Genomic DNA, 25,260 nt, shown 5'->3' with positions numbered 1-25,260 from the left:
CCCAGGATAAAAAAATGACTTCCTTCTCGCGATATCTGCCCTTTGTGGCCGCCATGGCGCTTGTCGTCGTGGCATCGAACATCCTCGTGCAGTTCCCGATGCAGGGCCAGGCCGGCGGTCTGTCGCTGGGCGACATCCTGACCTGGGGCGCCTTCACCTATCCCTTCTCCTTCCTGGTCACCGACCTTGCCAACCGCCGCTACGGGCCGACCGTTGCGCGCCGCATCGTCCTTGTCGGCTTCATGACCGCTGTGGTCTGCTCGATCCTCGTCCCGCCCTTCCTGTTTCGCCACGGCCGGATCGAGTTCGAGACATCAGCCGACCGGCTGGTGCGCATCGCCGCAGCTTCCGGCGCGGCCTTCCTTTGCGCGCAATTGCTCGACGTCACCGTGTTCAACCGGTTGCGCCGGCAGAGCTGGTGGCGCGCGCCGATCGTCGGCACGCTGGTCGGCTCGGTGTTCGACACCCTGGTGTTCTTCAGCATCGCCTTTTCGGCCGCCTTCGCTTTTGCCGGCCCGAACGACGGTTTTGCGCTGGAGACGGCGCCGCTGATGGGCGTGCTGCCGGTCGAGACCATGCGGTGGGTCTCCTGGGCGCTGGGCGACCTTTCGGTGAAGCTGATCATCGCTGTTGTGGCCCTGATCCCCTACCGGCTGCTCGCCGCCCACTGGAGCCAGCCGGCCGTGGCTGTCTAGGCCGTGATCCCTTGGGTCCAGCTCGGCTCGGCCAAAACGCCTGACGGCGGACAGGAACTGCGCCTCAAGCAGCGCGGCAGCGAATTCTCGATCATGCTCGGCACCAATGAGCTGATGAACAGCCGCCTCAGCGGCTCCGAAGAAGCGCTGGCCAAGCTCTCCTGTGAAAAGATCGGCGGCCGCGCCCAACCGAAAATCCTGATCGGCGGCCTCGGCATGGGTTTTACGCTGCGCGCTGCGCTTGCCCAATTGGGCGCCGACGCAGGCATCACGGTTGCCGAGCTTGTCCCCGCCGTCATCGCCTGGGCGCGCGGCCCCATGGAGGCGGTCTTCGCCGGCTGTCTCGACGATCCCCGTGTGACGGTTCGCGAAGCCGACGTCGGGCACATCATAAGATCCGACAAGGCAGCCTGGGACGCCATCCTGCTCGATGTCGACAATGGCCCCGAAGGCATCGTCTACAGGGGCAACGACGCCCTCTATGGCGCTGCCGGCCTCGGCGCGGCGCGTGCAGCGCTCAGGCCCGGGGGCGTGCTGGCTGTTTGGTCGCAAGGCCCCGATGCCGGCTTCACACTTAGGCTCAAGCAGGCGGGCTTTGTCGTGGACGAGGTGAAGACGCGCGCCAATGGCAAGCGCGGCGCGCGCCACGTCATCTGGATCGCCACCAAGCCTTAGGGCTCTCAATCCTGGTGCAGGATGAATTCCAGATAGAGGTTGCGCTGCAGGATCGAATGGTTGTCGTCCGAGATCAGCGACACCATCAGCGCTCCGTCATCGCGGGTCCAGACGTCGAGTCCTTCCATATTGTCGATCTGGTAGCCCATGTCGGCTTCCATCAGCACCGGCCCGTCGGCAACCGCGCCCTTCTCGACGCTTTCGCCATAGATGCGCCTTAGCCGCATCCTGACACCGCCGGCCATCGAGAAACTGCGCTCCAAAAGCAGCAGGTCGCCATCCGGCAGGAAGGCGCCGTCAGTGATGTCGAAATCACCGTTGCGCTTGACCGTGAAGACGCCCTTGTGCGGCCCTTCGATGATGGCGGCATAGATGTTGCCAGCCTTGTCCAAGCTCTTTTCCGAGACCACGACGAGGCCGCCCTCGTGCTGGCCGTTGGGATTGGCGTGGGTGACGGTCTCGAAACCGCGGTTCTGTCGCAGTTCGCGGGCTGGAACCAGAAAGTTCAGTTGCTTGAACGGCGCCGTCATGTTGCTGGGGTCAATCTTGAACTGGGCGACGCGGTGATCGCGCTCGAAGCCGACGGTGGCGATGCCGTCCTTGACTGCAAGGCCCTCGGCATCGACTTCCCATTTCCTGTCGATCGGCCGGCCCTTTTCATCGACCATCTGCTGCATGCGGAAATTCTGGATGCCGGACGGCCGCTTGTCGGCATCATGGGTGATCGAGCCGAAGAACCAGAAGCCCGTATCGGCGACGCCGATAAAATCGCTGCCGGGTTTGACGAACCGAAATGCCGACAGCGCGCCGAAATCGCGCGTCGTCGAGTTCATCTCAAGACCGCCGACGAATTCCAGCAGCCCAAACTGCTTGTCGGCGCTGCCGATATTGAAGGTGGTGATCGGCCGCGCCGAGACTTCGACCGGCTCGACCGCGCTTGGGCCGGCGGCGATGGCCGGCGCAAACGCCATGCCGAACAAGGCAGTGACCGCGAAGAGCATCTGCCGAAACCCGCCGCGCAAAAAAATCATCCAGCGCGCCGGTAGCCGCCGCGGCGTGTATCGCGCACGTTTTCCTCGGCAAACAGCGAGGCCAGCTGCTCGGTCATGGCGCCGGCCAGTTCCTCGGCATCGACGATGGTGACGGCGCGCCTGTAATAGCGGGTAACGTCGTGGCCGATGCCGATGGCCAGCAGCTCGACCGGCGAGCGCGTCTCGATCAGCTCGATGACGGCGCGCAGATGCCGCTCGAGATAGTTGCCAGGATTGACCGACAGCGTCGAATCGTCCACCGGCGCGCCGTCCGAGATCATCATCAGGATCTTGCGCTGTTCGGGCCGGGCGATCAGCCGGTTGTGCGCCCATAACAACGCCTCGCCGTCGATGTTTTCCTTGAGCAGGCCCTCGCGCATCATCAGGCCGAGATTGCGCCGGGCGCGACGCCACGGATGATCGGCGGATTTGTAGATGATGTGGCGCAGATCGTTGAGCCGGCCGGGGTTCGGCGGCTTGCCGTCCTTCAGCCACTTCTCGCGAGCCTGTCCGCCCTTCCACGCCCGCGTGGTGAAGCCGAGGATCTCGACCGAGACGCCGCAGCGCTCCAGCGTGCGCGCCAGAATGTCGGCACAGGTGGCGGCAACCGTGATCGGCCGACCGCGCATCGAGCCCGAATTGTCGAGCACCAGCGTAACCACCGTGTCGCGGAATTTGGTGTCGCGCTCCTGCTTGAACGACAACGGCTGCATCGGGTCGATGACGACACGAACCAGGCGTGCCGGATCGAGATAACCCTCTTCGAGGTCGAAATCCCAGGAACGGTTCTGCTGCGCCATCAGGCGGCGCTGCAGCCGGTTGGCGAGCCGTCCGACGACGCCGGAGAGATTGGCCAGTTGCTTGTCGAGGAAGGCGCGCAGCCGGTCGAGTTCTTCTTCCTCGCACAGCTCTTCCGCACCGACGGTCTCGTCGAAGGCGGTGGTGAAAACCTTGTAGTCGATCTCTTTCGGAAGGTTGGCGAACGGGTTGTCGCTACGGCGCGCCTCGCCCGGCGTTTCGGCGTCCGCATCGTCATCGTCGGAAAGATCGTCGGCAGTGGCGTCGGAGGCCTCAGTCTCGGACGACTGTTCGTCGTCGGCCGAGGCCTCGGCATCCTCGGATTGCGACTGCTCGGAGCCGGAATCCTCTTCGCCGCCCTCCTCGCTCTGCTCCTCGCCTTGCGGCTGGTTATCGTCATTGTCCTCGGAGTCTTCGGTCTCCTGATCGTCGCCGAGTTCCTCGGCCATCTCCATGGACGCCAGCATCTCACGCACGACGCGGGCGAAGGCCTGCTGGTCGCCGAGCTTGGCCGACAGTCCGTCGAGATCGGCCTTGGCCTTCTCCTCGACCCAGGGCCGCCAGAGTTCGACCAGCCGCTCGCCGCTCTTCGGGATCGGCCGCCCGGTCAGCTTCTCGCGCACCATCAGTGCCAGCGCTTCCTCGATCGGCGCGTCGGCCTTGTCCTTGACGTCGACAAGGTTGGCCTTGGCGTATTTGTCCTCCAGCATGGAGCCGATATTGTCGGCGACGCCCTGCATGGCGCGGCTGCCGATCGCCTCGACGCGGGCCTGTTCCACGGCGTCATAGATCGAGCGCGCCAGCTTGCCTTCCGGCGCCAGTTTGGTGTGGATACGCTGATCGTGGCAGGCGCGCTTCAGCGCCATGGAATCGCCCAGGCCACGAGTAATCGCGATGTCTGTCTTGGACGCTTTCTTCGGCAGTTCGGGCAATCGGGCGCGGCTGCCGGCGAGCGCCGGGCGGTCCTTGGCGAAACCGACTTCGAGCTCCTTGTCGCCGGCGATGGCGCGCATGCAGACGGTGACGGCACGCTTGAAGCTGTCGGCTTCAGACCCCGTCTTCGACTTATTGCGCGTGTTGTCGCCCGGACCCGCCATCGAGGCTCTGCTCAGCCCAGCACCACGTTGGCGGCGCTCTCGGGCAGGTCCTCGCCGAAGGCGCGCTGATAGAACTCGGCCACCACCGAACGCTCCAGCTCGTCGCACTTGTTGAGGAAGGTCAGCCGGAACGCCATGCCGACATTGCCGAAGATTTCGGCATTCTCGGCCCAGGTGATCACGGTACGCGGGCTCATCACGGTCGACAGATCGCCATTGATGAAGGCCGAGCGCGTCATGTCGGCGACCCGCACCATCTTGTTGACGATGTCCTTGCCCTTGGCGTCGCGATAGTGCTTGGCCTTGGCCAGAACGATATTCACCTCATTGTCGTGCGGCAGGTAGTTCAGCGTGGTGACGATCGACCAGCGATCCATCTGCGCCTGGTTGATCTGCTGCGTGCCGTGATAGAGGCCGGTGGTGTCGCCGAGGCCGACCGTGTTGGCGGTCGAAAACAGCCGGAACGCCGGATGCGGGCGGATGACCCGGCTCTGGTCGAGCAGCGTCAGGCGGCCCGACGATTCCAGCACGCGCTGGATGACGAACATCACGTCCGGACGGCCGGCATCGTACTCGTCAAAGCAGAGCGCGACATTGTGCTGGTAGGCCCAAGGCAGGATGCCGTCGCGGAATTCCGTGATCTGCAGGCCGTCCTTGACGACGATGGCGTCCTTGCCCACGAGATCGATACGGCTGACATGGCTGTCGAGGTTGACGCGCACGCAGGGCCAATTCAGACGGGCTGCGACCTGTTCGATATGCGTCGATTTGCCGGTGCCGTGATAGCCCGAGACCATGACGCGGCGATTGTAGGCAAAGCCGGCAAGGATCGCCAGCGTCGTCGCCTTGTCGAACAGATAATCCGGATCGATGTCCGGCACATGTTCCGAGGTCACCGAATAAGCCGGCACCACCATCTTGGACTCGAAGCCGAATTTGTCTTTCACCGACACCGTCGTGTCGGGCAAATTGGCGATGTCGCGATCGACCTTGTTCATCTCTATCCGAGTCTCCACGGGCGAAATGCCTGATTTCGCCGGCAATCGTTTTTGTCCGGGGGCGGTCTTAGAGCCTTTTCCACCCTTATGAAAGTTGGAAAACGACACGAACCGTTAGGTTGCTCAGCACAAACCCGCCTGCTTGAGCACGCGATAGGCCTGCAGCACATCGCGGAACCGGTCTTCCGAACCTCTATCGCCGCCATTCGCATCCGGATGGTGGCGCTTCACAAGTTCCTTATAGCGCGCCTTGATGTCCTTGCCAGTCGCCTTTGTATCAAGGCCAAGCGTTTCCAGCGCCTTGGCCTCAAGCGGCTTGGCCTTGCGTTCGCGCGCCTCGCGCGGGTCCTTCGGCCCTTTGAACAGGTCGAAAGGATCGCGCATGCGGTTGTAATAGCCGGCGCGACCGGAACGCTGCTGGGCGAAATCGGGCGAGGAGCGCGTCGAGGCGCCGGCGACGCCCATCTTCCATGTCGGCCGGTGGCCGGTCATCGCTTCCTTCTGGAAGCGGGCTATCTCGGTGTCCGGCACGCCGGAGAAGTAGTTGAAACCCTTGTTGTATTCGCGCACATGATCGAAGCAGAACTGAAAATACTCGCCTTCCTTCATGCGTCCGACCGGCGCCCGGTGGGTACCGGCCTCCTTGCAGCCGTCCCACTGGCAGATCGGCGAGTGCGACTTCAGCTCCGCATCCTTGTCGGGACGGACCCGAATTTTCTCGAAATATTTGGGGTACGGTTTCATCTCACCCATTTATGGGCTGTTCGCACGTGCGAAACAAGAATTGACATTTTCGCGATCATCGCCCTAACCGCTGAATCGCGGCATAAAGCAGGGCGAATGGCGATTTTTGAGGCGGCCCGGCGGGATCGATCCCGATTTCCCGATCACGCCTTGCAGATATGGTGAAGGGAGATGGCGATGTCCATACAGGCGACGATGGAAGACAAGCTGAACAAGGCGTTTTCGCCGGAGCGCCTGGCGATCGTCAATGAAAGCCATCTCCATGCCGGTCATCACCACCACGGCTCCGACCATCACGCTGCCTATGAAGGCACTGGCGAGACGCATTTTCGCGTCCGCATCGTCTCATCCGTCTTTGCCGGCATGAGCCGCATCGACCGCCACCGCGCCGTCAACGAATTGCTGGCAGCGGAGCTGCAAGCCGGCGTCCATGCGCTGGCAATCGAACCGGCTGCACCCGGCGAAAAGACCCGTTGGTAAGTCTCTCCGCCTCAGATCACCGCTTCAATGAGAAACGGTCCCGGACGCGACAGGGCACTGTCGAGCAGCGCGTCGAACCGCTCGCACGTGTCGGCGCGGGCCGCCTCGACGCCCATGCCTTTGGCCAGCGCAACCCAGTCCAGCGCCGGATGGTCGAGATCGAGCATGCGCCTGGCGTTCTCGCCGATCTCATTGACCCCGACATTCTTCATTTCGCCATGCAGGATGGCGTAGGTCCGGTTGGAAAAGATGATGGTCACGACGTCAAGCTTTTCCCTGGCCTGGGTCCACAGTCCCTGCACCGTGTACATGCCACTGCCGTCGGCTTCGAGATTGATCACCTTGCGGTCCGGGCAGGCGATCGCCGCGCCGGTAGCCATGGGAATGCCGCCGCCGATCGATCCGCCCGTACCCATCATGTAGTCGTGCGGCGCCGCAAAGGCGGATAGCGTGAAGAACCGTCTCGCCGAGGTGACCGCTTCGTCGCAGACGATGGCATTGGCCGGAAGTTTGCGCGCCACCGACAGCGCGATGGCATCGTCCGTCAGTCTGCCGCTCAGCGTCGGTTCGTCTGGAAAGGCGGTTGCGGCGGCGAATTGCTGCGTCGGCTTGATGCCGAGCTCGTCGGCCAGCGCCTCCAGCGCCGCTTTCAGATCCTGGCCATGCGCCGCCAGCGAAAGCACCTTGCAATCGTCCCGAACCAGCCGCCCGGGCTTGCCGGGATAAGCGAAGAAGGCAACCGGCTCCTTGGCGCCGACCAGCACCAGCAAATCGATATCCCGGAGCGTGGCCGTCGCCGCATCGACCGGATAGGGAATGCGGGTCGGGGCGAACCGCCCGCGGCCGCGCTGCATGCGGGCGATCAGAACCTCACTGAACAGCCTGACATCGCTTCCCGATGACATTCTCCCTGCGATTTCAAGTCCATCGGCGCGCGCCGCCTGCCCACGCACCACCATGCCGACACGGCCCGGCGCGGCGCGGATTGCTTCGGCGATCGTGCGCACAACAGCCATGTCGACGGCGGGCGGCGGCTCCAGCTTCACCTTGCCAGGCGAAATCGCAGCAACTTCGCCCCAGGCGGCATCCGCAGGCAGGATCAAGGTCGTGACGCCAGGCGGCGTGAGTGAGGCGCGGAAAGCCGCCTCTGCGGCCGGCACAATATCGGCCGGCCCCTTGACGCGGCCAACCCAGTTCGACATCGGCGACGCCAGGCCTTCTATGTCGCTGGTCAGCGGGGCATCGAGCGGCAGATGGTAGGAAGCATGGTCGCCGACAATGTTGATCATCGGGCTGCGCGCACGCCTTGCGTTGTGCATGTTGGCCAAACCGTTGGCGAGACCCGGTCCGGTATGCAGCAACGTTGCTGCCGGGCGGTCGGTCATGCGCGCATAGCCGTCGGCGGCGCCGGTCACCACGCCCTCGAACAGGCCGAGCACGCAGCGCATCTGAGGTTTGCGGTCCAGTGCGGCAACGAAATGCATTTCGGATGTGCCAGGATTGGCGAAGCAGACCGTGACGTCATTGGCCAGGAGCACGTCGCACAGCAGATCGGCGCCATTCATGATTTTCTTTCCCAATCGACAACTCAGGAACAATTGCACCTGTAGCCGCCGGGTCGGCAATGTCCCGCCGGGGCTTTTGGTCTGATCCAGGACGCCTCGCGGGGATCGGGGATCAACCGACGGTCCATTCAGGAAGGCCAGCATCGCGGCGGTCAACGCGTCGCCGTCCTCGCCGAAGTCGTGATTGATCGACATATGCGTGTAGGCGTTGCCGTCGAACAGCGTCACTTCAGTGCCGATGGCGCGCAGGCGTTTGGCAAAGCCTTCGATTGGTCGTCGCGGCCTTCGGCGCGCGAATAGGCGATGAAGGTCGGCGGATGCTTGTGTCCATCGAGATAGCTGGCCGGCGACAACGCCGCCCATCAGCGCCGCAGCACCGGGCAACCCGCCATTCCAGCCACTCCGAATGTTTCCTCCCAAGCCTTCTACCCGGATTGCAGCCACTCTCCTTCATGTGAAGGGAACCAACAATGCTTTCCGACAGTTGAAGGTGATGAGGCGATTGGAATCCAGATCGGCTCCGAGGGCAGAACATCATGCGTGCAACCCAATCCGACGTCTTCGATCTTTTTTCGGAAATTTATGCCAATGCGGCGGACGAAGAGGTCAGCATCCAACAGTATCTTCTTGCCTGTCGGGAAGACAAATCGATGTACGCTTCGGCGCCCGAAAGGATGGTCGACGCAATCGGCGAACCAAAACTGGTTGACACCAGCAAAGACGAGCGCCTCGGCCGCATTTTCGCGAATCGGACCCTCAAGATCTACCCTCATTTTTCTGACTTCTATGGAATGGAGGATACGATCGAGCGCATAGCTGGATATTTCCGCTATGCCTCGCAGGGGCTCGAAGAACGCAAGCAGATCCTCTATCTCCTCGGCCCGGTCGGCGGCGGCAAATCCTCTCTGGCCGAGCGCCTGAAGAAACTGATGGAGCAGCGCCCGATCTACACGCTGAAGGTCGGCAACCAGATCAGCCCGGTTTTCGAGTCGCCGCTTGGGCTGTTCCATCCCGATCACATGGGTGATCTGCTAGAGGATAAATACGGCATAGCCCGGCGCCGGCTGAACGGATTGATTTCGCCATGGGCGGCCAAGCGCCTCGACGAATTGTCTGGCGACATTTCCAAATTCAGCGTCGTCAAGCTGATGCCGTCGCGGCTGCGCCAGATCGGCATTGCCAAGACCGAACCTGGCGATGAGAACAATCAGGATGTCTCGGCCCTGGTCGGCAAGGTCGACATCAGGCAATTGGAAAATTTTAGCCAGTCCGACCCCGATGCCTATTCCTATAGCGGTGGCCTGAACCGGACCACGCAAGGTCTGCTTGAATTCGTCGAGATGTTCAAGGCACCCATCAAGGTTCTGCATCCGCTGCTGACCGCGACACAGGAAGGCAGCTACAACGGCACTGAAAATTTCGGCGCCTTTCCCTACCAGGGGATCATCGTCGCCCATTCCAACGAGTCGGAATGGCAACAGTTCAAGAGCAACAAGAACAACGAGGCGTTTCTCGATCGCATCCTGGTGGTCAAGGTACCCTATTGCCTGCGGATCACCGAAGAGAGGCAGATCTATGAGAAATTGCTGCGTGAGAGCGAGTTGGCCGCCAGCCCCTGTGCCCCTGAAGTTTTGGACATCCTCAGCCGCTTTGCAGTTTCGACGCGCTTGGCCGAGCACGACAACTCGCCGCTCTACACCAAGATGCGCGCCTATGACGGCGAAAATCTGAAGGAAGTCGATCCCAGGGCAAAGTCGGTCCAAGAATATCGCGACGCCGCCGGCGTCGATGAAGGCATGACGGGCGTCAGCACGCGCTTTGCCTTTAAGATCCTTTCGCAGACATTCAACTTCGATAATGAGGAGGTGGCCGCCGATCCTGTGCATCTGATGTACATTCTGGAGGAGGCGATCAAGCGGGAGCAGTTCCCGAAGGAAACGGAAGCGGCCTATCTTGAATTCATCAAGTCGGAGCTTGCGGCGCGCTACGCCGAGTTCATCGGCCACGAAATCCAGAAGGCCTATCTGGAGTCCTATAGCGAATACGGCCAGAACCTCTTCGACCGCTACATCGCCTATGCGGATGCCTGGATTGAGGACCAGGACTACAAGGACCCCGACACCGGCCAGATCCTCAACCGGGAGATCCTGGACAACGAACTTTCGCAGGTCGAGAAACCGGCAGGCATCGCCAATCCCAAGGACTTCCGTAACGAGGTGGTGAAGTTCACTCTGCGCGCTCGCGCAAGAAACCACGGCCGCAACCCGTCATGGACCAGCTATGAAAAACTGCGCGAGGTCATCGAGAAGCGGATGTTCGGACAGGTCGAGGACCTCTTGCCGGTGATCAGCTTCGGCTCCAAGCAAGACAGCGTTACGGAAAAGCGCCATAACGAATTCGTACAGCGCATGATCGAGCGTGGCTACACAGAACGGCAGGTACGCCGGCTGGTGGACTGGTACATGCGGGTGAACAAGGCGGGTTGACAGAGCCGGATGGTTCCATGCCGATCTTCATCGACCGTCGCCTGAACCCCAAGGACAAGAGCCTTGGCAATCGACAGCGCTTCCTCAGGCGTGCTCGCGAGGAGTTGAAGCGGAGCATTCGCGATCAAATCCGCACTGGCAGGATCGCCGACGTGGATACCGAGCACGCCGTGCCCATGCCGGAAAGGAAAACGGCCGAGCCGAGCTTCAACGATGACAGGGCCAGCGGACGGCGCCGACACATCCTTCCGGGCAACAGGCATTTTTCCCCTGGAGACCTGCTCCCGAAGCCGCATGGGGGCGGCGCGGCGTCGTCGCCAGGAAACACGGCGTCGGAAGACGATTTTCGTTTCGTGCTGTCACGCGAGGAGGTGCTCGAACTCTTTTTTGAGGATCTCGAACTGCCCGACCTGGTTAAGCTCAATCTCAAGGAAATCCTTGCCTTCAAGCCGCGCCGGGCCGGCTTCGCGGCAACCGGTTCCCCGACCAACATCAATGCCGGCCGCACGATGCGCAACAGCCTAGGCCGGCGCATTGCGCTGAGGCGCCCCACGCAGCAGGAACTGGAGGCGATCCTCCGGGAAATCGTCACGCTTGAGTCGGCCCCGGCCGGCGCGGCGGTGCGCCAGCGCATCGCGGAATTACGCGACGAGCTTGACCGGCTGGAGCGACGGCGCAGGCGAATTGCCTTTGTCGATCCGGTCGATATCCGATTCAACCGCTTCGACGCCCGGCCGGTGCCGAATGCCAATGCCGTCATGTTCTGCCTTATGGACGTGTCCGGATCGATGGGCCAACGCGAAAAGGACTTGGCCAAACGCTTCTTCGTGCTGCTGCACCTGTTCTTGAAACGGCGCTACGAACGCACGGAGATCGTCTTCATCCGCCATACCCATGAGGCGCACGAAGTGGATGAGGACACGTTCTTCTACAACACGCAGAGCGGCGGTACGATCGTCTCCACCGCGCTCGACGAAATGCACCGCATTATCGGCCAGCGCTATCCTGCCAGCGAGTGGAACATTTACGCCGCGCAGGCCTCTGACGGGGACAATTTCACCACCGATTCCGAGCGATGCATAGAGCTCATGAACGGCAAGCTCATGCGCCTGTGCCAGTATTTCGCCTATGTCGAGATCATCGACGAACGCGAGAGCCACATATTCGGTGCTACCGAAAACGGGACGTCGCTTTGGCGCGCCTACAGTACGATCGAGCTGAAATGGCCCAACTTCCAGATGAGCCGCATCGCTGCTCCCGCGGATATTTACCCGGTCTTCCACCGGCTCTTCGCCAGGCAGCCGGTGGCCATCAAGAGCGCTTGAGAGAGAGAGAGATGGTCAGGCGAGCCAACGAAACGAATTTGTTGTTTTCCGGTTCCGACTGGAATTTCGAGAAATTATCGCGGGCTTTTGAAGAGATCGAGGCGATCGCGGTCGACGAGTTGCATCTCGATACTTACCCGGTCCAGATGGAGATAATCTCCTCCCAGCAGATGCTCGACGCCTACTCATCTATCGGCATGCCACTGATGTATCGGCATTGGTCGTTCGGCAAACATTTCCTTCACCAGGAGCTTCTTTACCGTAAGGGTGGTCGGGGGCTGGCCTATGAACTGGTCATCAACTCCAATCCCTGCATCGTCTACCTCATGGAGGAAAACACCATGGCGTTGCAGGCCCTTGTGACGGCCCACGCGGCGCTTGGCCACAATCATTTCTTCAAGAACAATCATCTGTTTCAGCAATGGACCGACGCCGGGGCAATCCTGGGTTATCTGGACTTCGCCAAGGGCTACATCGCCCGGTGCGAGGAGCGGCACGGCCTTGCAGCAGTGGAGGCCATTCTCGATTCCGCCCATGCGCTGATGGAACAAGGGGTGTTCCGCTATCACCGGCCGCCAAAGCTCTCGTCGGAGCGACAGCGCGAAGGGCTTCGCGAGCGCCTCGAATACGAAGAGCGCTCCTACAACGATCTGTGGCGCACGCTGCCGCCGTCGCAGAACAAAAACAAGTCCGGCAATGAGGATCAAGGGATGGCGGAGCGCAAGAGATCGCTCAACCTGCCCGAGGAAAACCTCCTGTATTTCCTCGAGAAGAACAGCCTGATCCTGGAACCCTGGCAGCGCGAGATCATCAGGATCGTCCGCGTCATCGCGCAATATTTCTACCCGCAGCGACAGACTCAAGTGATGAATGAAGGCTGCGCCACCTTCGTGCATTATACGCTCATGAACATGCTATTCGATCGTGGCCGGATCGGCGAAGGTGCCATGCTCGAAATCCTGCGCAACCATTCGAACGTGATCTTCCAGCCGGCCTTTGACGATCCCCGGTTTTCAGGCATCAATCCCTATGCCCTCGGCCTCGACATGATGCAGGACATACAGCGCATTTCGACCGAGCCGACGGCGGAGGACCGCGACTGGTTCCCGGACATTGCAGGACATGGCAACTGGCGCGAGGTCCTGCTTGAGGCCTGGGCCAACCACCGCGACGAATCCTTTATCCGCCAGTATCTCAGCCCGAGCTTGATCCGAAAATGGCGGTTCTTCGTGCTTGGCGATGGAGCCGACAAACCGCATTTCGAAGTCGCGTCGATCCACAACGAACGTGGCTATCACAAGATACGCGCCCAGCTAGCCCACAGTTACGACCTTGGAGCGAATCGGCCGGACATCCAGGTGATTGATGTCGACCTGCTCGGCGACCGGCAGTTGCGGCTGCAACACAGGGTAAAGGATGGTGTTGTGCTCGAAGGGGCCAGCCGTGACGCGACGCTGCGCCATGTCCGCAGCCTCTGGGGCTACGAGGTCAGCCTGGTCGCAGTTGACGCTCAAACCGGTGCGACCATCCACGAACGGTCTACGAGCCAGATCGCTGCATAAGCTCGGCAAAGAGCGTCATGTGGCGGGCCTGCTCGGTACCTTTAGGATTCGCCCGCCGGCCTGATCCTGATTCTGGCGATCCGGTTTTTGTCGCGCTTCATCACCACGAAGCGCTTGCCGTGGAAGGTGAAAGCCTGCTTTTCCTCGGGGATCGACTGCGTCTCGTGGATGACCAGGCCGGCAATGGTGGTCGCTTCCTCGTCAGGCAGGTTCCAGTCGAGCGCCCGGTTGAGATCGCGGATCGGCACGGTGCCGTCGACGACCACGGAACCGTCCGCCTCCTGCTTCACGCCCTGAATGTCTACATCGTGCTCGTCGGCGATCTCGCCAACGATCTCCTCGATGATGTCCTCCAGCGTCACCAGCCCTTCGACCTCGCCATATTCGTCGACGACGATAGCGAAATGCGCCTTGGCGCGCAGGAAGGCGTTGAGCTGTTCCTGCAGCGTCGTGGTGTCGGGCACGAACCAAGGCTTCGAAGCGATCTTCATCACGTCGATCCGGGAAAAGTCGTTGCCGACCTCGTTCAGCGCTCGCAGCAGGTCCTTGGCGTGCAGCACGCCGACGATGTTGTCGAGAGAGCCTTTCCACAACGGCATGCGGGTGTGCGGGCTTTTCAGGATCTCGCGCACCACCGCTTCCGGCCCATTGTCGGCATTGACCGAGCGCATATTGGTGCGGTGGACCATGATGTCGGAGACTTCGAGCTCGGCGAGATCGAACAGCCCGCCGACGCGGTCGCGGTCCTCACGCACCATCTGGCCGTCGCGGCGGAAATCGTCGACCGCGCCGCGCAACTCGTCCTGTGTCGAGCGCTGCGGCTCGATGCGCGACAGCTCATAGCCGAACATGGCAAGCAGGCGCGTGCGCACGGCCAGGACCAGCAGGATGAGGATGGCAAGGACGGCGACGACGGTCCAGCCGGGCTCGTTGATCATCGCTGCCGGCTTTCCTGGCCCGGGTGGTTCTCCCTGAGGAACGAAAGCACTTCCGACGCCGGTACATCCTTGGCAATAAAAGCTTGGCCAACGCCGCGCGTCAGGATGAATGTCAGCGCGCCGCGCGACACTTTCTTGTCCTGGGTGATGAAGCCAAGCAGCGCCTCGGCATCGGGCAACTCACCAGGGATGTCGGCCATCCGCCAGGGTAGACCGACGGCGCGAAGATGCGCCTCGACCCGCGCCGCGTCGTCGGGGCTGGCCAGATTGAGCCTTGCGGAAAAGCGGTGCGCCAGCGCCATGCCGATGGCGACGCCTTCGCCATGGACGAGGCGGGCGCCGTCATACTGTGTGGCGCCTTCCAGCGCATGGCCGAACGTGTGGCCAAGATTGAGCAGTGCGCGGTCGCCGGTTTCGAACTCGTCGCGGGCGACGACATCGGCCTTGGCGCGGCACGCCTCGGCGATGGCCTCGGCCCGCTCCGGTCCGCCAGCGAACACCTTTTCCCAGTTCGCTTCCAGCCAGGCGAAAAACGCCGGTCGGTCGATCAACCCGTATTTGGCAAGCTCGGCATAGCCGGCGCGAAATTCGCGGATCGGCAGCGTGTCGAGCACTTCGGTATCGGCCAGCACCAGTTTCGGCTGGTGGAAGACACCGACCAGATTCTTGCCGCGCGGACTGTTGATGCCGGTTTTGCCACCGACCGAGGAATCGACCTGCGCCAGCAGCGAGGTTGGAATCTGGACGAAATTCATGCCGCGGCGCACGATGCCGGCGGCAAAGCCGGTGAGGTCGCCGATGACGCCACCGCCGAGCGCAATGACGACATCGCCGCGCTCCAGCTTGGCGGCGAGCACGCCGTCGACCACCTCTTCGAGATGGGCAAAGCTCTTGGTCTTTTCGCCGGCCGGCAAAGTGATGACGGCAGGCTGGATGCCGCGTGTTTCCAGACCGGCCTTCAGCGCGTCGAGATGTGCCGCCGCGACATTATCGTCCGTGACCACCGCCGCTCTCGTGCCGGGCAGGCGGCGCGAAATCTCGGCGCCGGCGCGCGCCAAAAGGCCGGGGCCGATCAGGATGTCGTAGGCACGCTCGCCAAGGCCGACCTCGACAGTGACCGGTTCGCTCACAGCCGCACCTCGCCCGGCGCAGTCGGAGCCGGAATGCCGAAATGCCCGCACAGCGCGTCGACAACCTCGGTCGCAATGACCTCCTTGCGGTCGTCGCGTGTCGGCACGGTGATGTTGGACGTGGCATAGACCGGGTAGCGCTCGCCCATCAGCCGCTCGAGCACGGCGCGCGGATCGGCGCTTTTGAGCAACGGCCGGTTCTGCTTCTTGGACACGCGCTCCATCAACAGGTCGATCTCGGCCTTCAGCCACACCGACACGCCATGCCCGGCGATCGCTTCCCGCGTCTGCGCATTCATGAACGCGCCGCCGCCGGTCGACAGCACCTGCGGCCCACTCTCCAGCACGCGCAGGATGACGCGCTGCTCCAATGCCCGGAATTCGGTCTCGCCATAGCGTTCGAACAGTTCCGGCACCGTCATGCGCGACACGGTTTCTATCTCCTGGTCGCTGTCTACGAAGGGCAGCGACAGCATCGTCGCCACCTTGCGGCCGATCGCCGTCTTGCCGGCGCCCATCAGGCCGACAAAGACGATCGAGCGGCTGCCCAGCCTGTCGAGCAGCGCGGCATGGCTATCGCCGGGAGGATTTGCTGGTAACGCGTTCATGAGACCATGCTGTTTCTAAGCCGTCTTTGCCGGCGTATCGACATCAAAAGCCCGTTTGCGTCAAGCATAGCGCCTTTCGCACGCAGAGCCCTTCGTCCTTGAATTGACGGAATTAGCGTCCCATAAGGACACAGGGCTTGGAATCGCAGAGCAAGAAGACGGGCGAAGATTGATGCCGACACTGTTCCGCTTTGTCGTGACGATGATGATTCTTGCCGGCATTGCCTATGGTACGATGGTGGCGTTGGCGATGTTCGTCGAGCCGAAAAAAGCCGAAATCACCGTGCGCATTCCACCGGAAAAGCTGAACCCCAAGAAAAACTGACCCAAAACTGACCCCTGGAACATGAACAGCGCGGCTCGCATCGAAGCCTTTCTCGAAATGATGAGCGCCGAACGCGGTGCCGCTGCAAACACGCTGTCTTCCTACCGCCGTGATCTCGAAGACGCTTCGCAGCAGATTGCCGGCGGGCTTGCCGCTGCCGCCGCAGTCGACATCCGCGCCTATCTCGACGACATCGCAGCGCGCGGCTTTGCGTCGACGTCGCAGGCGCGCAAACTGTCGGCGATCCGCCAGTTCTTCAAGTTCCTCTACGCCGAGGGCTTGCGCGGCGACGACCCGACCGGCACGCTGGACAGTCCGAAAAAGGGCCGGCCGCTGCCCAAGACGATGAGCGAGGCCGATACCGGTCGGCTGCTCGACCGTGCGGCGCTTGAGACAGGCGATGGCGTCAATGGCGACCGGGTGGCGGCACTGCGCCTGCACGCTTTGGTCGAGGTGCTCTATGCCACCGGCCTGCGCGTCTCCGAACTTGTCGGCCTGCCGGTGACCGTCGCCCAGCGCGACGACCGCTTCTTCATGGTGCGCGGCAAGGGCGACAAGGAGCGCATGGTGCCGCTGTCGGCCAAGGCCCGCATGGCGATGCGGGCATGGCTCACGGCCCGGGCGTCGGTGCCGGCTTTCGCCGACAGCCCGTTTCTGTTCCCGGCCGCCAGCGACAGCGGCTTTCTCTCCCGGCAGGTCTTTGCCCGCGACCTCAAAGGCCTTGCCGCGCGGGCCGGCATATCGGCGGCCAAAATTTCGCCGCATGTGCTGCGCCATGCTTTTGCCAGCCATCTCCTGCAGAACGGCGCTGATCTCAGGGCGGTGCAGCAGCTGCTCGGCCACGCCGATATCTCGACCACGCAGATTTACACGCATGTGCTGGAAGAGCGGTTGGTGCGGCTGGTCAACGATCATCATCCGCTTGCCGACTAGGCCTCATATCGCTATGTGAGGGCAACGTGCCCGCGCGGAGCCTACATCTGCGCGATGTTTGCCTTCCGACGCATCGGTCCGCTCAAGAATGTACAATTACCTCGATTTCGAAAAGCCGGTGCAGGACCTTGAACTCAAGATCCTCGAGCTGAAGAAGCTTGCCGAGAATGGCGAGGCGGTCGATGTCGGCGACGAAATCAGCCGGCTCGAGAAGCGCGTGCGCGACGCGCTGCGCGACATCTACAAGGCGCTGACGCCGTGGCAGAAGGTGCAGGTCGCGCGCCACACCGACAGGCCGCATTGCCTCGACTACATCAAGGGTCTGTTCAGCGATTTCACGCCGCTCGCCGGCGACCGCAATTTCGGCGAGGACCAGGCGATCATCGGCGGCTTCGCCCGATTCCGCGGCGAACCGGTGGCCGTCATCGGCCAGGAAAAGGGCTCCGACACGGCGAGCCGGCTCAAGCACAATTTCGGCTCGGTGCGCCCTGAAGGCTACCGTAAGGCCGTGCGGCTGATGGAACTTGCCGACCGCTTCCAGATTCCACTTCTGACGCTGGTCGACACCGCCGGCGCCTACCCCGGCGTTGGCGCCGAGGAACGCGGCCAGGCGGAAGCCATCGCCCGTTCAACCTCGGCCTGCCTCGGCCTCAAAGTGCCATCGATTTCGGTCGTCATCGGCGAAGGCGGTTCGGGCGGCGCCATTGCGATCGCCACCGCCAACCGCGTCTACATGCTGGAACACGCCATCTATTCGGTGATCTCGCCGGAAGGCGCTGCCTCGATCCTGTGGCGCGACACCACGCGCTCGAAGGATGCGGCGACCAACATGAAGATCACCGCCCAGGACCTTCTGGAAATGAAGATCATCGACGCCATCATTGCCGAGCCGCTCGGCGGCGCCCAGCGCGCGCCCGAAACGGTGATCGCCGCCACCGGCGACCTCATTGCCAAGACGATGAAGGAATTTGCCGGCGCCAATACCGATTTTCGCGAGCAGCGCCGCGAAAAATACCTGGCGATGGGCCGCAGCCTCTGATTTCGGCGGGCAACGCACCGCAATGTGGCGTCAAGGAGCAATTTCGCCATAAAAATGCCGCCGCATTCGGCTCAATAAAAAATCCGTGACACCGGGCGAATTGCCGTGGGGGACGCCGTCCGACGCTTGCGGTAAGGAATTTTCAAGGTTAACGGGCTTAGGGTGTCCGTCAGTGTTCAGCATACCGGACCGGGCGCTATCCGGCCCGTGACGCGAGAAAAAGACATAGCCGTATCCATGTTTACCAAGCTTGCCCGCACCGCACTTCTGATCGCCGCGCTTGGCGTTGCCGGCTGCAACGATTCCTCTATGAAGAATTTTGCGCCGGAAGCCAGCAAGCCGCTGCCGGACAAGATCCTGGCCGACATGAAGGCCAAGGGCATGATCCGCACCTCGTCGGTGATGGCTCGCATCTTCAAGGAAGAAGGCAAGCTCGAAATTTGGAAGGCCAAGACCACCGGCCGCTACGAGATGGTCGCCAGCTACGACATCTGCAAATGGTCGGGCAAGCTCGGCCCGAAATACACCGAGGGCGACCGCCAGGCGCCGGAAGGTTTCTATACGGTCCGCCCGTCGCAGATGAATCCGCGCTCGAACTATCACCTGTCCTTCAACATCGGCTATCCCAACGCCTATGACCGTGCCAATGGCCGCACCGGCGCCAATCTCATGGTGCACGGCGCCTGCTCGTCGTCGGGCTGTTATTCGATGACCGATCCGCAGATCGAGCAGATCTACGCTTTTGGTCGCGATGCCTTCCAGGGCGGCCAGACCGAGTTCCAGATCCAGGCCTTCCCATTCCGCATGACCGCCGCCAACATGGCGCGTTACCGCAACGACCCGAACTATGAGTTCTGGAAGATGCTGAAGGTCGGTTACGACAATTTCGAGATCACCAAGGTGCCGCCGAAAGTCGATGTCTGCGACAAGCGCTATGTCTTCAACCAGGTGGCGCCCGAGGGCACGACATTCGATCCGACCGGCGCCTGCCCGGCGACCACGCAGCCGGATTCGCTGAAGAGCGCACTCAACGCCTATCAAAGCAGCTATGACGCGGCCTTCACCGGCGCGGTCAAAGCCAGCGTGCCGGCGCCCAAGCCGACCATTGCCGGCATCAAGGAAGCCGCCATCGTTTCCGAATGGTCGAAGCGCCGCGCCCGGGGCGAGCGCGTGCCGATCGAACCGCCGTCGCTGAATTCCGACGGCACGCTGACCGAGACGGCGCGCATGGGCCGCATCGATTCGCCCGCCGGCCGCAAGATGGCGGCGCTGGACGCAGAGAAGGAAGCCAAGCGCAAGGCCGAGGAACAGCGGGTTGCTGCCATCGAGGCTGCGAAAGCCGCCAAGGCCCAGGCACTGGCTGAAAAGCAAGCCGCAAAGGCCCAAGCGCTGGCCGAAAAGGAAGCAGCCAAGCAGGCCCCCCAGCAGCCGGTCGCCACTGCGAGCGTCGAGGCGGTGCCTGCAGAACCGCCGGCGGACGAAAGCCGGATGTCGAAGATCAAGAACAAGCTGCTAGGCATGTTCGGCGGCTGAGGTTTTTCGCCTTGCCGATGCATGTCGCCCAAAAGTGCGCAGCGGTTTTGGGACAAAGACATGCATGAAGACAAACAAACAAATCACACCGCGATCTATGACCTCAAGGGCCTGAACTGCCCCCTGCCCGTTCTCAAGGCGAAAAAACGCTTGGCGGCAATGCAGCCGGGCAGCCGGCTTTGGCTGGAGACCACCGACCCGCTGGCGGTCATCGACATCCCCGCCTTTTGCGCCGACGCTGGCCACCAGCTTGTTGAAACATCAGCCGTCAGCGGCGGCCACCGCTTCCTGGTCGAACGCGGCGCATAGCGAGCCTGACAATCAGCCCCCGGCTATCGCCAGCGGATTGCTCTCCAACGCCGCGCGATCCGGCGTGTCGATCGACGGCCGGTTGGTGAAGGCGGAAAACAGCCGGCGCACATAATCTTCCGGCATGTCGAGCGTGATCAGCACCAGCCTGGTGCCGCGTTGGCCGTCCGGCCAGGCCAGCAGCCGCGCCGGCGGATGCAGGATCTTCTGCACCCCGTGGACGACAAGCGGCCGCGACGGGTCCTCCGCAAGCTCGATGACGCCCTTCATCCGCAAAAGCTTGTCGCCATGCGCAGAACGCAGCAGGTCGAGGAACATCTCGATCGCCGAAAACGGCACCGGGCCGTCATGGACCAGCGAGTAGGAGCGCACGCGGGAATCGTGGCGGTGGTGGTGCTCATGCTCGCCGTGGTCATGATCATGATGATGGTGGTGCTCATGGGCGGCTTCTTCGCCGAGCCAGCGCCGGACATCGGCGGATTTGGTCGCCGGATTGTAGAGGCCGCAATCGAACAGCGCCGTGACGCCGGTTCGGCCGTCGCCGGCGTCCAGCACCACGGCGCCTGGATTGAGCTGATGGAGTCGCGTTCGCAAAGCATCGACGTCGCCGGGATCGCTGGCCAGATCGACCTTGGTCAGCACGATGCGATCGGCGACCGCCACCTGCTTGACCGCCTCGACATGGCCGTCGAGCGTCGCATTGCCGTTGACCGCGTCGACCAGCGTGATGACGCCATCAAGTCGGAAGGCCTGCACAAGGGCGGGATGCGCCATGATCGACTGCAGCACCGGCGCCGGATCGGCGAGCCCGGTGGTTTCGACAACGACGCGGGCAAGGCGGGCGATACGGCCGGTCTGCAGCCGGTCGACGAGGTCAGCCAGCGTATCGACCAGTTCGCCGCGCACCGTGCAGCACAGACAGCCGTCGGACAACTGGATGATGCCGTCCGAGGCCTGCTCGACCAGCAGGTGGTCGATCGCCACCTCACCGAATTCGTTGATGATGACGGCCGTGTCGACCAGTGCCGGATCTTTGAGCAGCCGGTTGAGCAATGTCGTCTTGCCGGCGCCGAGGAAGCCGGTGACCACCGTGACGGGTATCGGAAAGCCAGCCATCTCCTAGTTCGCGGCTTTGACCAGCTGGTCGCCCTGCACCGCGGTTGCCTGGCCCACCACGGCCGGTTCGGCGCCCTTTGGCGCCGGAATGTCTGGCCGCCAGCTCGGCAGCGGCACATCGGCGTATTCCTGGCCGCCCTGGTCGCGCATCGCCTTCGGCGCCGGCCCGGTGGCGCCGCCGAGGCCGACTGCAACCAGCGTCGGCACGTGGTCGAGCTTTTCCTGATAGGGCGATTTCGGCACGTCGGCGCCCTTCGCGGCCACCGGCGGAGCCGCCTCGGACTGCTCGTGCGGCGCCTTCTTCCTGCAGATCTCATCATGCATGTCGTTGGGTGACATTGTATCGCCATAGGAAGGCATGGCCGCGACCGTGAGCCAGTTCGGGTCGGGCATGGCAAAGCCCTGGTCAAGCAGCCTGGCGGCGGTCTCGGCACGGCTGATCGCCGATTTTTCGCCGAGCACGACCGCGACCAGCGTGCGGCCATTGCGTGTCGCCGAGCCGATCATGTTGAAGCCCGAGGGACAGACGAACCCGGTTTTCATGCCGTCGGCGCCTGGATAGCGCCCGATCAAGAGATTGTAGTTGGAGATCGCCTTCTTGCCGACGGCAAGGCCTTCGATCGAGAACCAGGGGGCGTATTGCGGGAATTCCTTGCGGATCGCCATCACCAGCAGGGCAAGATCGCGCGCCGTCGTGTACTGCTCCGGCGAAAACAGGCCGTTCGGATTGACGAAATGCGTTCCGGTCATGCCAAGCCGCGCCGCCTCCGCATTCATGCGAACGGCGAATCCGGCCTGCGAGCCGCCTATGTTTTCGCCGATGGCCATGGCGATATCGTTGGCCGATTTGACCAGCATCATCTTCAACGCATTGTCGAGCCGCATCACCGAGCCCGGCTTGAAGCCCATCTTGCTCGGCGGTTCGCCCGCCGAATGCTTGGTCACCTTGATCGGTGAATCGAGCTGGACCTCGCCGGCGGCAATCGCCCGGAAGGTGACATAGGCGGTCATCAGCTTGCTCAGCGAAGCGGGATACCAGCGCTTGAATGCGTCCTGGTGCTGCAGAACCTTGCCGCTGTTGAGGTCGAACAGGATCACCGGATTGGCCAAAGCTGGCCCAGCCAGCATGGGTAGCGCCAAGCCGCCCGTTAGCAGTAATTTGAGGATATGGCTGTGCCGCATCATGGAATCCGAAATCGCCTCTTGCCGTAGTCGCCCCTGGCTCCGTAAGATTTCGTTACGCGATGGCCAGCATGACCTGATCCGGCCCTCAATTTCCGGATCACATTGTCTGGGGTGCTATTTACCCTATGTGACGCCAAGATGGCAAAGTGCCAAGATGGCAACAAGCATGGCAATCACAATTGCAATCAAGCAGGCCAGATCGTCTGCTCCAACAGCGAGATGGAACCATTATGCCGATTCTCAACCGCGCCGCCGAGATGCAGGATGAAGTTGCCGGCTGGCGACGCCATCTGCACCAAACGCCAGAACTGAATTTCGATGTCTTCAAGACCGCCGCCTTCGTCACCGAGAAGCTGAAGGAATTCGGCTGCGACGACGTGGTGACGGGCCTCGGCAAGACCGGCGTCGTCGGCATCATCCATGGCCGCAAGGGGCAAGGCGCGACCATCGGCTTGCGCGCCGACATGGACGCGCTGCCGATCAACGAGATCACCGGGAAGCCCTATGCCTCGACCGTGCCTGGCAAAATGCACGCCTGCGGCCATGACGGCCATACGGCGATGCTTTTGGGCGCCGCCAAATATCTGACCGAAACGCGCAATTTCGCCGGTTCGGTCGCGGTTATCTTCCAGCCGGCCGAAGAGGGCGGCGGCGGCGGCAACGAGATGGTCAAGGACGGAATGATGGAGCGTTTCGACATTTCGCGCGTCTTTGGCATGCACAACATGCCGGGCCTGCCGGTCGGCCAGTTCGCCATCCGGCCGGGTCCGATCATGGCGGCGACCGCCGAGTTCACCATCACCGTGAAGGGCCGCGGCGGCCATGCGGCGATGCCGCACGGCACGATCGACCCGATCGTCATCACCAGCCAGCTGGTCGGCGCCCTGCAGACGGTCGCTTCGCGCAGCACCGATCCGGTCGAGGCGGTGGTGGTTTCGGTGACGAAATTCCACGCCGGCGACGCCTACAACGTCATTCCCGAGACCGCCGAGATCGCCGGCACGGTGCGAACGCTGAAGAAAGAGATCGCCAAGAAATCGGAAGAGCGCATCCGCACCATCTGCGAAGGAATAGCCACCGCCTTCGGCGCGACGATCACCGTCGACTATGACGCCAACTATCCCGTGACCTTCAACAATCCGGAAGAAACGGTCTTTGCCGGCGATGTCGCGGCAAATGTCGCCGGCGACACCCAGGTCCACCGCGCCATCCAGCCGGTGATGGGCGGCGAAGACTTCTCCTACATGCTGGAAGCCCGCCCTGGCGCCTTCATCTTCATCGGCAATGGCGAGACCGCCGGCCTCCACCATCCGGCCTACGACTTCAACGACGAAGTCATCCCGCACGGCATGAGCTACTGGGTAAAACTGGCCGAAACGGCGCTCGCAGCCTGACATATGCCGCCGAAAGGCCGGCCGAATTGCCTTCGGCCGGCCTCTTCATTGCCTTCGGCGAGCCCTCTTGGCGAAACGATCGGAAGCGGCTATGTGTCGGGCCGCGTGGTCCCGTAGCTCAGTAGGATAGAGCGGCAGATTCCTAATCTGTAGGTCACAGGTTCGATTCCTGTCGGGATCACCAGCAGCCACGATCAGTCCGTGAGGCGCCCACGAAACAACGTGGTGCCGTCGGTCAGCTGCGACCTGGAGATATCCCGGAACCCAGCTTCGGCCATCCACCCGCGATACTGACCTTCCGTGTACGATTCGCCTGCGCGGTAAAGGTTCAGGAAGGTGAGATTGAGAAAGACACCCTCAGGCGGGCCGAGACGGTCGTCATCGACGACACCCCACCCCGCAATTGCGATCTCGCCTCCTTGGGTGAGGCAACGCGCCGCGTTCAGGATCGAACTGCGCGCCTGGTCCGGCGGCAGGACCTGGACGACAGCCTTCAGGATTGCCAAGTCATGCCGGCCGGTCGATGGCGCGACCGTTATGTCGCCTTCTTCGACAACCACATCGCCGGCACCGTATTCCGACAGGATCGCTGGTGCGACCGCCGCGACCGTCGGGAGTTCCATCAAAGTCGCCGCAATATGCGGCCATCGCTCGCGAAGACCGACCAGAATGGTCCCGGCGCCGCCGCCGATGTCGATCACCGAACTGACCGCCGAGAAGTCCAGTTCACGGGCGAGATTTCGGCCGAAAATCACCCCTCCCGGTGCGAGCATGCGGCTGAAGGCCGCTGCGGATTCTGGCCCCGCTTCGGAAAAGTCGTGCAGCGCGGCCGGCCGGTTCTGCCGCAGCGACTCTGCGGTCAAAAGGTCGGCTCCCCAGAGTTCGCGCAGCAGCACATGATCGCCGCCGCGATAGGTCGGCTTGGACGCGTCAAGAAACTCCGACGCTTCGGCTCCGTTGCGAAACTGACCATCCTCGACGTCGAGGAGACCTATGCTGGCGAGCGCGTAGAGGAGCCGCGACAGACGAGCGGGCTCGACTTTGAGCGCTGCCCCAAGGCTGTCGGCAGTCGCAGCATCGCCGCCGAGCCAGGTGAAGATGCCAAGGTCCAGCCCGGCACGAAGCGCCAAGGCGGGGGGCACCCCTGCGATCAGCTTGTCGATCCGATCGGAATCCACCATGTCATATCCCGTTGTGCGATCCAGGATCGACTTTGAACAGCTCGGCCAACCTCGTCAAATCAGTTCGCCAGCGCGCCGCTCTCCGCGTCGAGCAGGTTCAGCTTGGCGGTATC

23 protein-coding genes and 1 tRNA gene are annotated in these 25,260 nt (G+C 62.5%); 13 read left to right on the top strand and 11 right to left on the bottom strand.

Going from position 1 to position 25,260, the window contains the following annotated elements; genetic code table 11:
• The first annotated feature begins 14 nt into the window (after window positions 1-14).
• Window positions 15-695 (top strand): queuosine precursor transporter, encoded by a 681-nt coding sequence (locus tag NKI46_RS15540; protein WP_352746847.1) that lies wholly within the window; start codon window positions 15-17, stop codon window positions 693-695.
• A 3-nt stretch (window positions 696-698) separates the two neighbouring features.
• Window positions 699-1,370 (top strand): polyamine aminopropyltransferase, encoded by a 672-nt coding sequence (locus NKI46_RS15535; RefSeq protein WP_023714983.1) that lies wholly within the window; start codon window positions 699-701, stop codon window positions 1,368-1,370.
• A gap of 5 nt (window positions 1,371-1,375) precedes the next feature.
• Here the strand turns inward: NKI46_RS15535 and NKI46_RS15530 are convergent, their stop codons facing one another.
• From NKI46_RS15530 to NKI46_RS15515, 4 genes are all read right to left on the bottom strand, one after another.
• Complete coding sequence (locus tag NKI46_RS15530; protein WP_023731083.1) at window positions 1,376-2,401, bottom strand: esterase-like activity of phytase family protein; 1,026 nt, start codon at window positions 2,399-2,401, stop codon at window positions 1,376-1,378.
• A complete protein-coding gene (gene cobT / locus NKI46_RS15525; RefSeq protein ID WP_352746844.1) occupies window positions 2,398-4,296 on the bottom strand; it encodes a cobaltochelatase subunit CobT in 1,899 nt (632 codons plus the stop codon). Before cobT ends, NKI46_RS15530 begins: the two co-directional genes overlap by 4 nt.
• An 11-nt stretch (window positions 4,297-4,307) precedes the next feature.
• Window positions 4,308-5,294 carry a cobaltochelatase subunit CobS gene (cobS, locus tag NKI46_RS15520; protein ID WP_352459735.1) on the bottom strand — a complete coding sequence of 329 codons (987 nt, stop codon included), beginning with the start codon at window positions 5,292-5,294 and terminating at the stop codon, window positions 4,308-4,310.
• Window positions 5,295-5,417: 123 nt separating this feature from the next.
• Window positions 5,418-6,047, bottom strand: coding sequence for a J domain-containing protein (locus NKI46_RS15515; RefSeq protein ID WP_032887126.1), 630 nt, complete (start codon window positions 6,045-6,047; stop codon window positions 5,418-5,420).
• 168 nt (window positions 6,048-6,215) lie between these two features.
• Between NKI46_RS15515 and NKI46_RS15510 the strand changes: the two genes are divergently transcribed.
• Entirely contained in the window at window positions 6,216-6,518 is a 303-nt protein-coding gene (locus tag NKI46_RS15510; RefSeq protein WP_023742902.1) for a BolA family protein, read from the top strand.
• 11 nt (window positions 6,519-6,529) lie between these two features.
• Here the strand turns inward: NKI46_RS15510 and NKI46_RS15505 are convergent, their stop codons facing one another.
• On the bottom strand, window positions 6,530-8,083 hold the full coding sequence (locus NKI46_RS15505; protein WP_023742903.1) for an acetolactate synthase large subunit: 1,554 nt from the start codon (window positions 8,081-8,083) through the stop codon (window positions 6,530-6,532).
• 536 nt (window positions 8,084-8,619) lie between these two features.
• Between NKI46_RS15505 and NKI46_RS15500 the strand changes: the two genes are divergently transcribed.
• The 3 genes from NKI46_RS15500 to NKI46_RS15490 are packed head-to-tail and all read left to right on the top strand — an operon-like array spanning window position 8,620 to window position 13,456.
• A complete protein-coding gene (locus NKI46_RS15500) occupies window positions 8,620-10,569 on the top strand; it encodes a PrkA family serine protein kinase (RefSeq protein WP_023686732.1) in 1,950 nt (649 codons plus the stop codon).
• A gap of 17 nt (window positions 10,570-10,586) precedes the next feature.
• Entirely contained in the window at window positions 10,587-11,894 is a 1,308-nt protein-coding gene (locus NKI46_RS15495) for a YeaH/YhbH family protein (RefSeq protein WP_023685368.1), read from the top strand.
• A gap of 11 nt (window positions 11,895-11,905) precedes the next feature.
• Window positions 11,906-13,456, top strand: coding sequence for a SpoVR family protein (locus NKI46_RS15490; RefSeq protein WP_023670670.1), 1,551 nt, complete (start codon window positions 11,906-11,908; stop codon window positions 13,454-13,456).
• Window positions 13,457-13,497: 41 nt separating this feature from the next.
• Here the strand turns inward: NKI46_RS15490 and NKI46_RS15485 are convergent, their stop codons facing one another.
• From NKI46_RS15485 to NKI46_RS15475, 3 genes are read right to left on the bottom strand one after another with little or no spacing between them, the layout of a single operon-like run.
• The gene (locus NKI46_RS15485; RefSeq protein ID WP_352746841.1) at window positions 13,498-14,394 is read right to left on the bottom strand and encodes an HlyC/CorC family transporter; all 897 of its coding nucleotides are present in this window, start codon (window positions 14,392-14,394) and stop codon (window positions 13,498-13,500) included.
• The gene (gene aroB, locus NKI46_RS15480) at window positions 14,391-15,524 is read right to left on the bottom strand and encodes a 3-dehydroquinate synthase (RefSeq protein WP_023742904.1); all 1,134 of its coding nucleotides are present in this window, start codon (window positions 15,522-15,524) and stop codon (window positions 14,391-14,393) included. The genes NKI46_RS15485 and aroB overlap by 4 nt, the downstream gene beginning before the upstream one ends.
• Window positions 15,521-16,132 carry a shikimate kinase gene (locus NKI46_RS15475; protein WP_023670667.1) on the bottom strand — a complete coding sequence of 204 codons (612 nt, stop codon included), beginning with the start codon at window positions 16,130-16,132 and terminating at the stop codon, window positions 15,521-15,523. Before NKI46_RS15475 ends, aroB begins: the two co-directional genes overlap by 4 nt.
• 172 nt (window positions 16,133-16,304) lie before the next feature.
• On the opposite strand from NKI46_RS15475, the gene NKI46_RS15470 reads away from it, so the two are divergent.
• The 5 genes from NKI46_RS15470 to NKI46_RS15450 all read left to right on the top strand — a co-directional run bounded on the left by NKI46_RS15470 (window position 16,305) and on the right by NKI46_RS15450 (window position 20,271).
• Window positions 16,305-16,457, top strand: coding sequence for a hypothetical protein (locus NKI46_RS15470; RefSeq protein WP_023670666.1), 153 nt, complete (start codon window positions 16,305-16,307; stop codon window positions 16,455-16,457).
• A 21-nt stretch (window positions 16,458-16,478) separates the two neighbouring features.
• Window positions 16,479-17,390, top strand: coding sequence for a site-specific tyrosine recombinase XerD (locus tag NKI46_RS15465; RefSeq protein WP_286440131.1), 912 nt, complete (start codon window positions 16,479-16,481; stop codon window positions 17,388-17,390).
• 88 nt (window positions 17,391-17,478) lie between these two features.
• Window positions 17,479-18,429 (top strand): acetyl-CoA carboxylase carboxyltransferase subunit alpha, encoded by a 951-nt coding sequence (locus NKI46_RS15460; protein ID WP_023670665.1) that lies wholly within the window; start codon window positions 17,479-17,481, stop codon window positions 18,427-18,429.
• 237 nt (window positions 18,430-18,666) lie between these two features.
• Window positions 18,667-19,962 (top strand): L,D-transpeptidase family protein, encoded by a 1,296-nt coding sequence (locus tag NKI46_RS15455; RefSeq protein ID WP_023694055.1) that lies wholly within the window; start codon window positions 18,667-18,669, stop codon window positions 19,960-19,962.
• 60 nt (window positions 19,963-20,022) lie between these two features.
• Complete coding sequence (locus NKI46_RS15450; RefSeq protein ID WP_027050749.1) at window positions 20,023-20,271, top strand: sulfurtransferase TusA family protein; 249 nt, start codon at window positions 20,023-20,025, stop codon at window positions 20,269-20,271.
• Between the two features lie 12 nt (window positions 20,272-20,283).
• Here the strand turns inward: NKI46_RS15450 and NKI46_RS15445 are convergent, their stop codons facing one another.
• On the bottom strand, window positions 20,284-21,387 hold the full coding sequence (locus NKI46_RS15445) for a CobW family GTP-binding protein (RefSeq protein WP_023670662.1): 1,104 nt from the start codon (window positions 21,385-21,387) through the stop codon (window positions 20,284-20,286).
• A 3-nt stretch (window positions 21,388-21,390) separates the two neighbouring features.
• The gene (locus NKI46_RS15440; RefSeq protein ID WP_352459792.1) at window positions 21,391-22,569 is read right to left on the bottom strand and encodes a D-alanyl-D-alanine carboxypeptidase family protein; all 1,179 of its coding nucleotides are present in this window, start codon (window positions 22,567-22,569) and stop codon (window positions 21,391-21,393) included.
• 233 nt (window positions 22,570-22,802) lie between these two features.
• Between NKI46_RS15440 and NKI46_RS15435 the strand changes: the two genes are divergently transcribed.
• Together NKI46_RS15435 and NKI46_RS15430 are read left to right on the top strand one after the other, a co-directional pair.
• Window positions 22,803-23,966 carry a M20 aminoacylase family protein gene (locus tag NKI46_RS15435; protein ID WP_023742908.1) on the top strand — a complete coding sequence of 388 codons (1,164 nt, stop codon included), beginning with the start codon at window positions 22,803-22,805 and terminating at the stop codon, window positions 23,964-23,966.
• A 107-nt stretch (window positions 23,967-24,073) separates the two neighbouring features.
• A tRNA-Arg gene (locus NKI46_RS15430) sits at window positions 24,074-24,150 on the top strand.
• A gap of 10 nt (window positions 24,151-24,160) precedes the next feature.
• On the opposite strand, the gene NKI46_RS15425 is transcribed toward NKI46_RS15430, so the two are convergent.
• The gene (locus tag NKI46_RS15425) at window positions 24,161-25,147 is read right to left on the bottom strand and encodes a methyltransferase (RefSeq protein ID WP_023742909.1); all 987 of its coding nucleotides are present in this window, start codon (window positions 25,145-25,147) and stop codon (window positions 24,161-24,163) included.
• Window positions 25,148-25,260: the final 113 nt, after the last annotated feature.

The organism is Mesorhizobium sp. M0615, assembly GCF_040320805.1.
In the GTDB taxonomy this organism is placed as follows: domain Bacteria; phylum Pseudomonadota; class Alphaproteobacteria; order Rhizobiales; family Rhizobiaceae; genus Mesorhizobium.
The sequence above is the reverse complement of the archived record's forward strand: the minus strand, read 5'-3'. Positions and strand labels throughout refer to the sequence as shown.

Coding starts and splice junctions, on each gene's coding strand:
- NKI46_RS15540 (WP_352746847.1), top strand. CDS start 15: ATGACTTCCTTCTCGCGATATCTGCCCTTTGTGGCCGCCATGGCGCTT.
- NKI46_RS15530 (WP_023731083.1), bottom strand. CDS start 2,401: ATGATTTTTTTGCGCGGCGGGTTTCGGCAGATGCTCTTCGCGGTCACT.
- cobT (WP_352746844.1), bottom strand. CDS start 4,296: ATGGCGGGTCCGGGCGACAACACGCGCAATAAGTCGAAGACGGGGTCT.
- cobS (WP_352459735.1), bottom strand. CDS start 5,294: ATGAACAAGGTCGATCGCGACATCGCCAATTTGCCCGACACGACGGTG.
- NKI46_RS15515 (WP_032887126.1), bottom strand. CDS start 6,047: ATGGGTGAGATGAAACCGTACCCCAAATATTTCGAGAAAATTCGGGTC.
- NKI46_RS15510 (WP_023742902.1), top strand. CDS start 6,216: ATGTCCATACAGGCGACGATGGAAGACAAGCTGAACAAGGCGTTTTCG.
- NKI46_RS15505 (WP_023742903.1), bottom strand. CDS start 8,083: ATGAATGGCGCCGATCTGCTGTGCGACGTGCTCCTGGCCAATGACGTC.
- NKI46_RS15500 (WP_023686732.1), top strand. CDS start 8,620: ATGCGTGCAACCCAATCCGACGTCTTCGATCTTTTTTCGGAAATTTAT.
- NKI46_RS15495 (WP_023685368.1), top strand. CDS start 10,587: ATGCCGATCTTCATCGACCGTCGCCTGAACCCCAAGGACAAGAGCCTT.
- NKI46_RS15490 (WP_023670670.1), top strand. CDS start 11,906: ATGGTCAGGCGAGCCAACGAAACGAATTTGTTGTTTTCCGGTTCCGAC.
- NKI46_RS15485 (WP_352746841.1), bottom strand. CDS start 14,394: ATGATCAACGAGCCCGGCTGGACCGTCGTCGCCGTCCTTGCCATCCTC.
- NKI46_RS15475 (WP_023670667.1), bottom strand. CDS start 16,132: ATGAACGCGTTACCAGCAAATCCTCCCGGCGATAGCCATGCCGCGCTG.
- NKI46_RS15470 (WP_023670666.1), top strand. CDS start 16,305: ATGCCGACACTGTTCCGCTTTGTCGTGACGATGATGATTCTTGCCGGC.
- NKI46_RS15465 (WP_286440131.1), top strand. CDS start 16,479: ATGAACAGCGCGGCTCGCATCGAAGCCTTTCTCGAAATGATGAGCGCC.
- NKI46_RS15460 (WP_023670665.1), top strand. CDS start 17,479: ATGTACAATTACCTCGATTTCGAAAAGCCGGTGCAGGACCTTGAACTC.
- NKI46_RS15455 (WP_023694055.1), top strand. CDS start 18,667: ATGTTTACCAAGCTTGCCCGCACCGCACTTCTGATCGCCGCGCTTGGC.
- NKI46_RS15450 (WP_027050749.1), top strand. CDS start 20,023: ATGCATGAAGACAAACAAACAAATCACACCGCGATCTATGACCTCAAG.
- NKI46_RS15445 (WP_023670662.1), bottom strand. CDS start 21,387: ATGGCTGGCTTTCCGATACCCGTCACGGTGGTCACCGGCTTCCTCGGC.
- NKI46_RS15440 (WP_352459792.1), bottom strand. CDS start 22,569: ATGCGGCACAGCCATATCCTCAAATTACTGCTAACGGGCGGCTTGGCG.
- NKI46_RS15435 (WP_023742908.1), top strand. CDS start 22,803: ATGCCGATTCTCAACCGCGCCGCCGAGATGCAGGATGAAGTTGCCGGC.
- NKI46_RS15425 (WP_023742909.1), bottom strand. CDS start 25,147: ATGGTGGATTCCGATCGGATCGACAAGCTGATCGCAGGGGTGCCCCCC.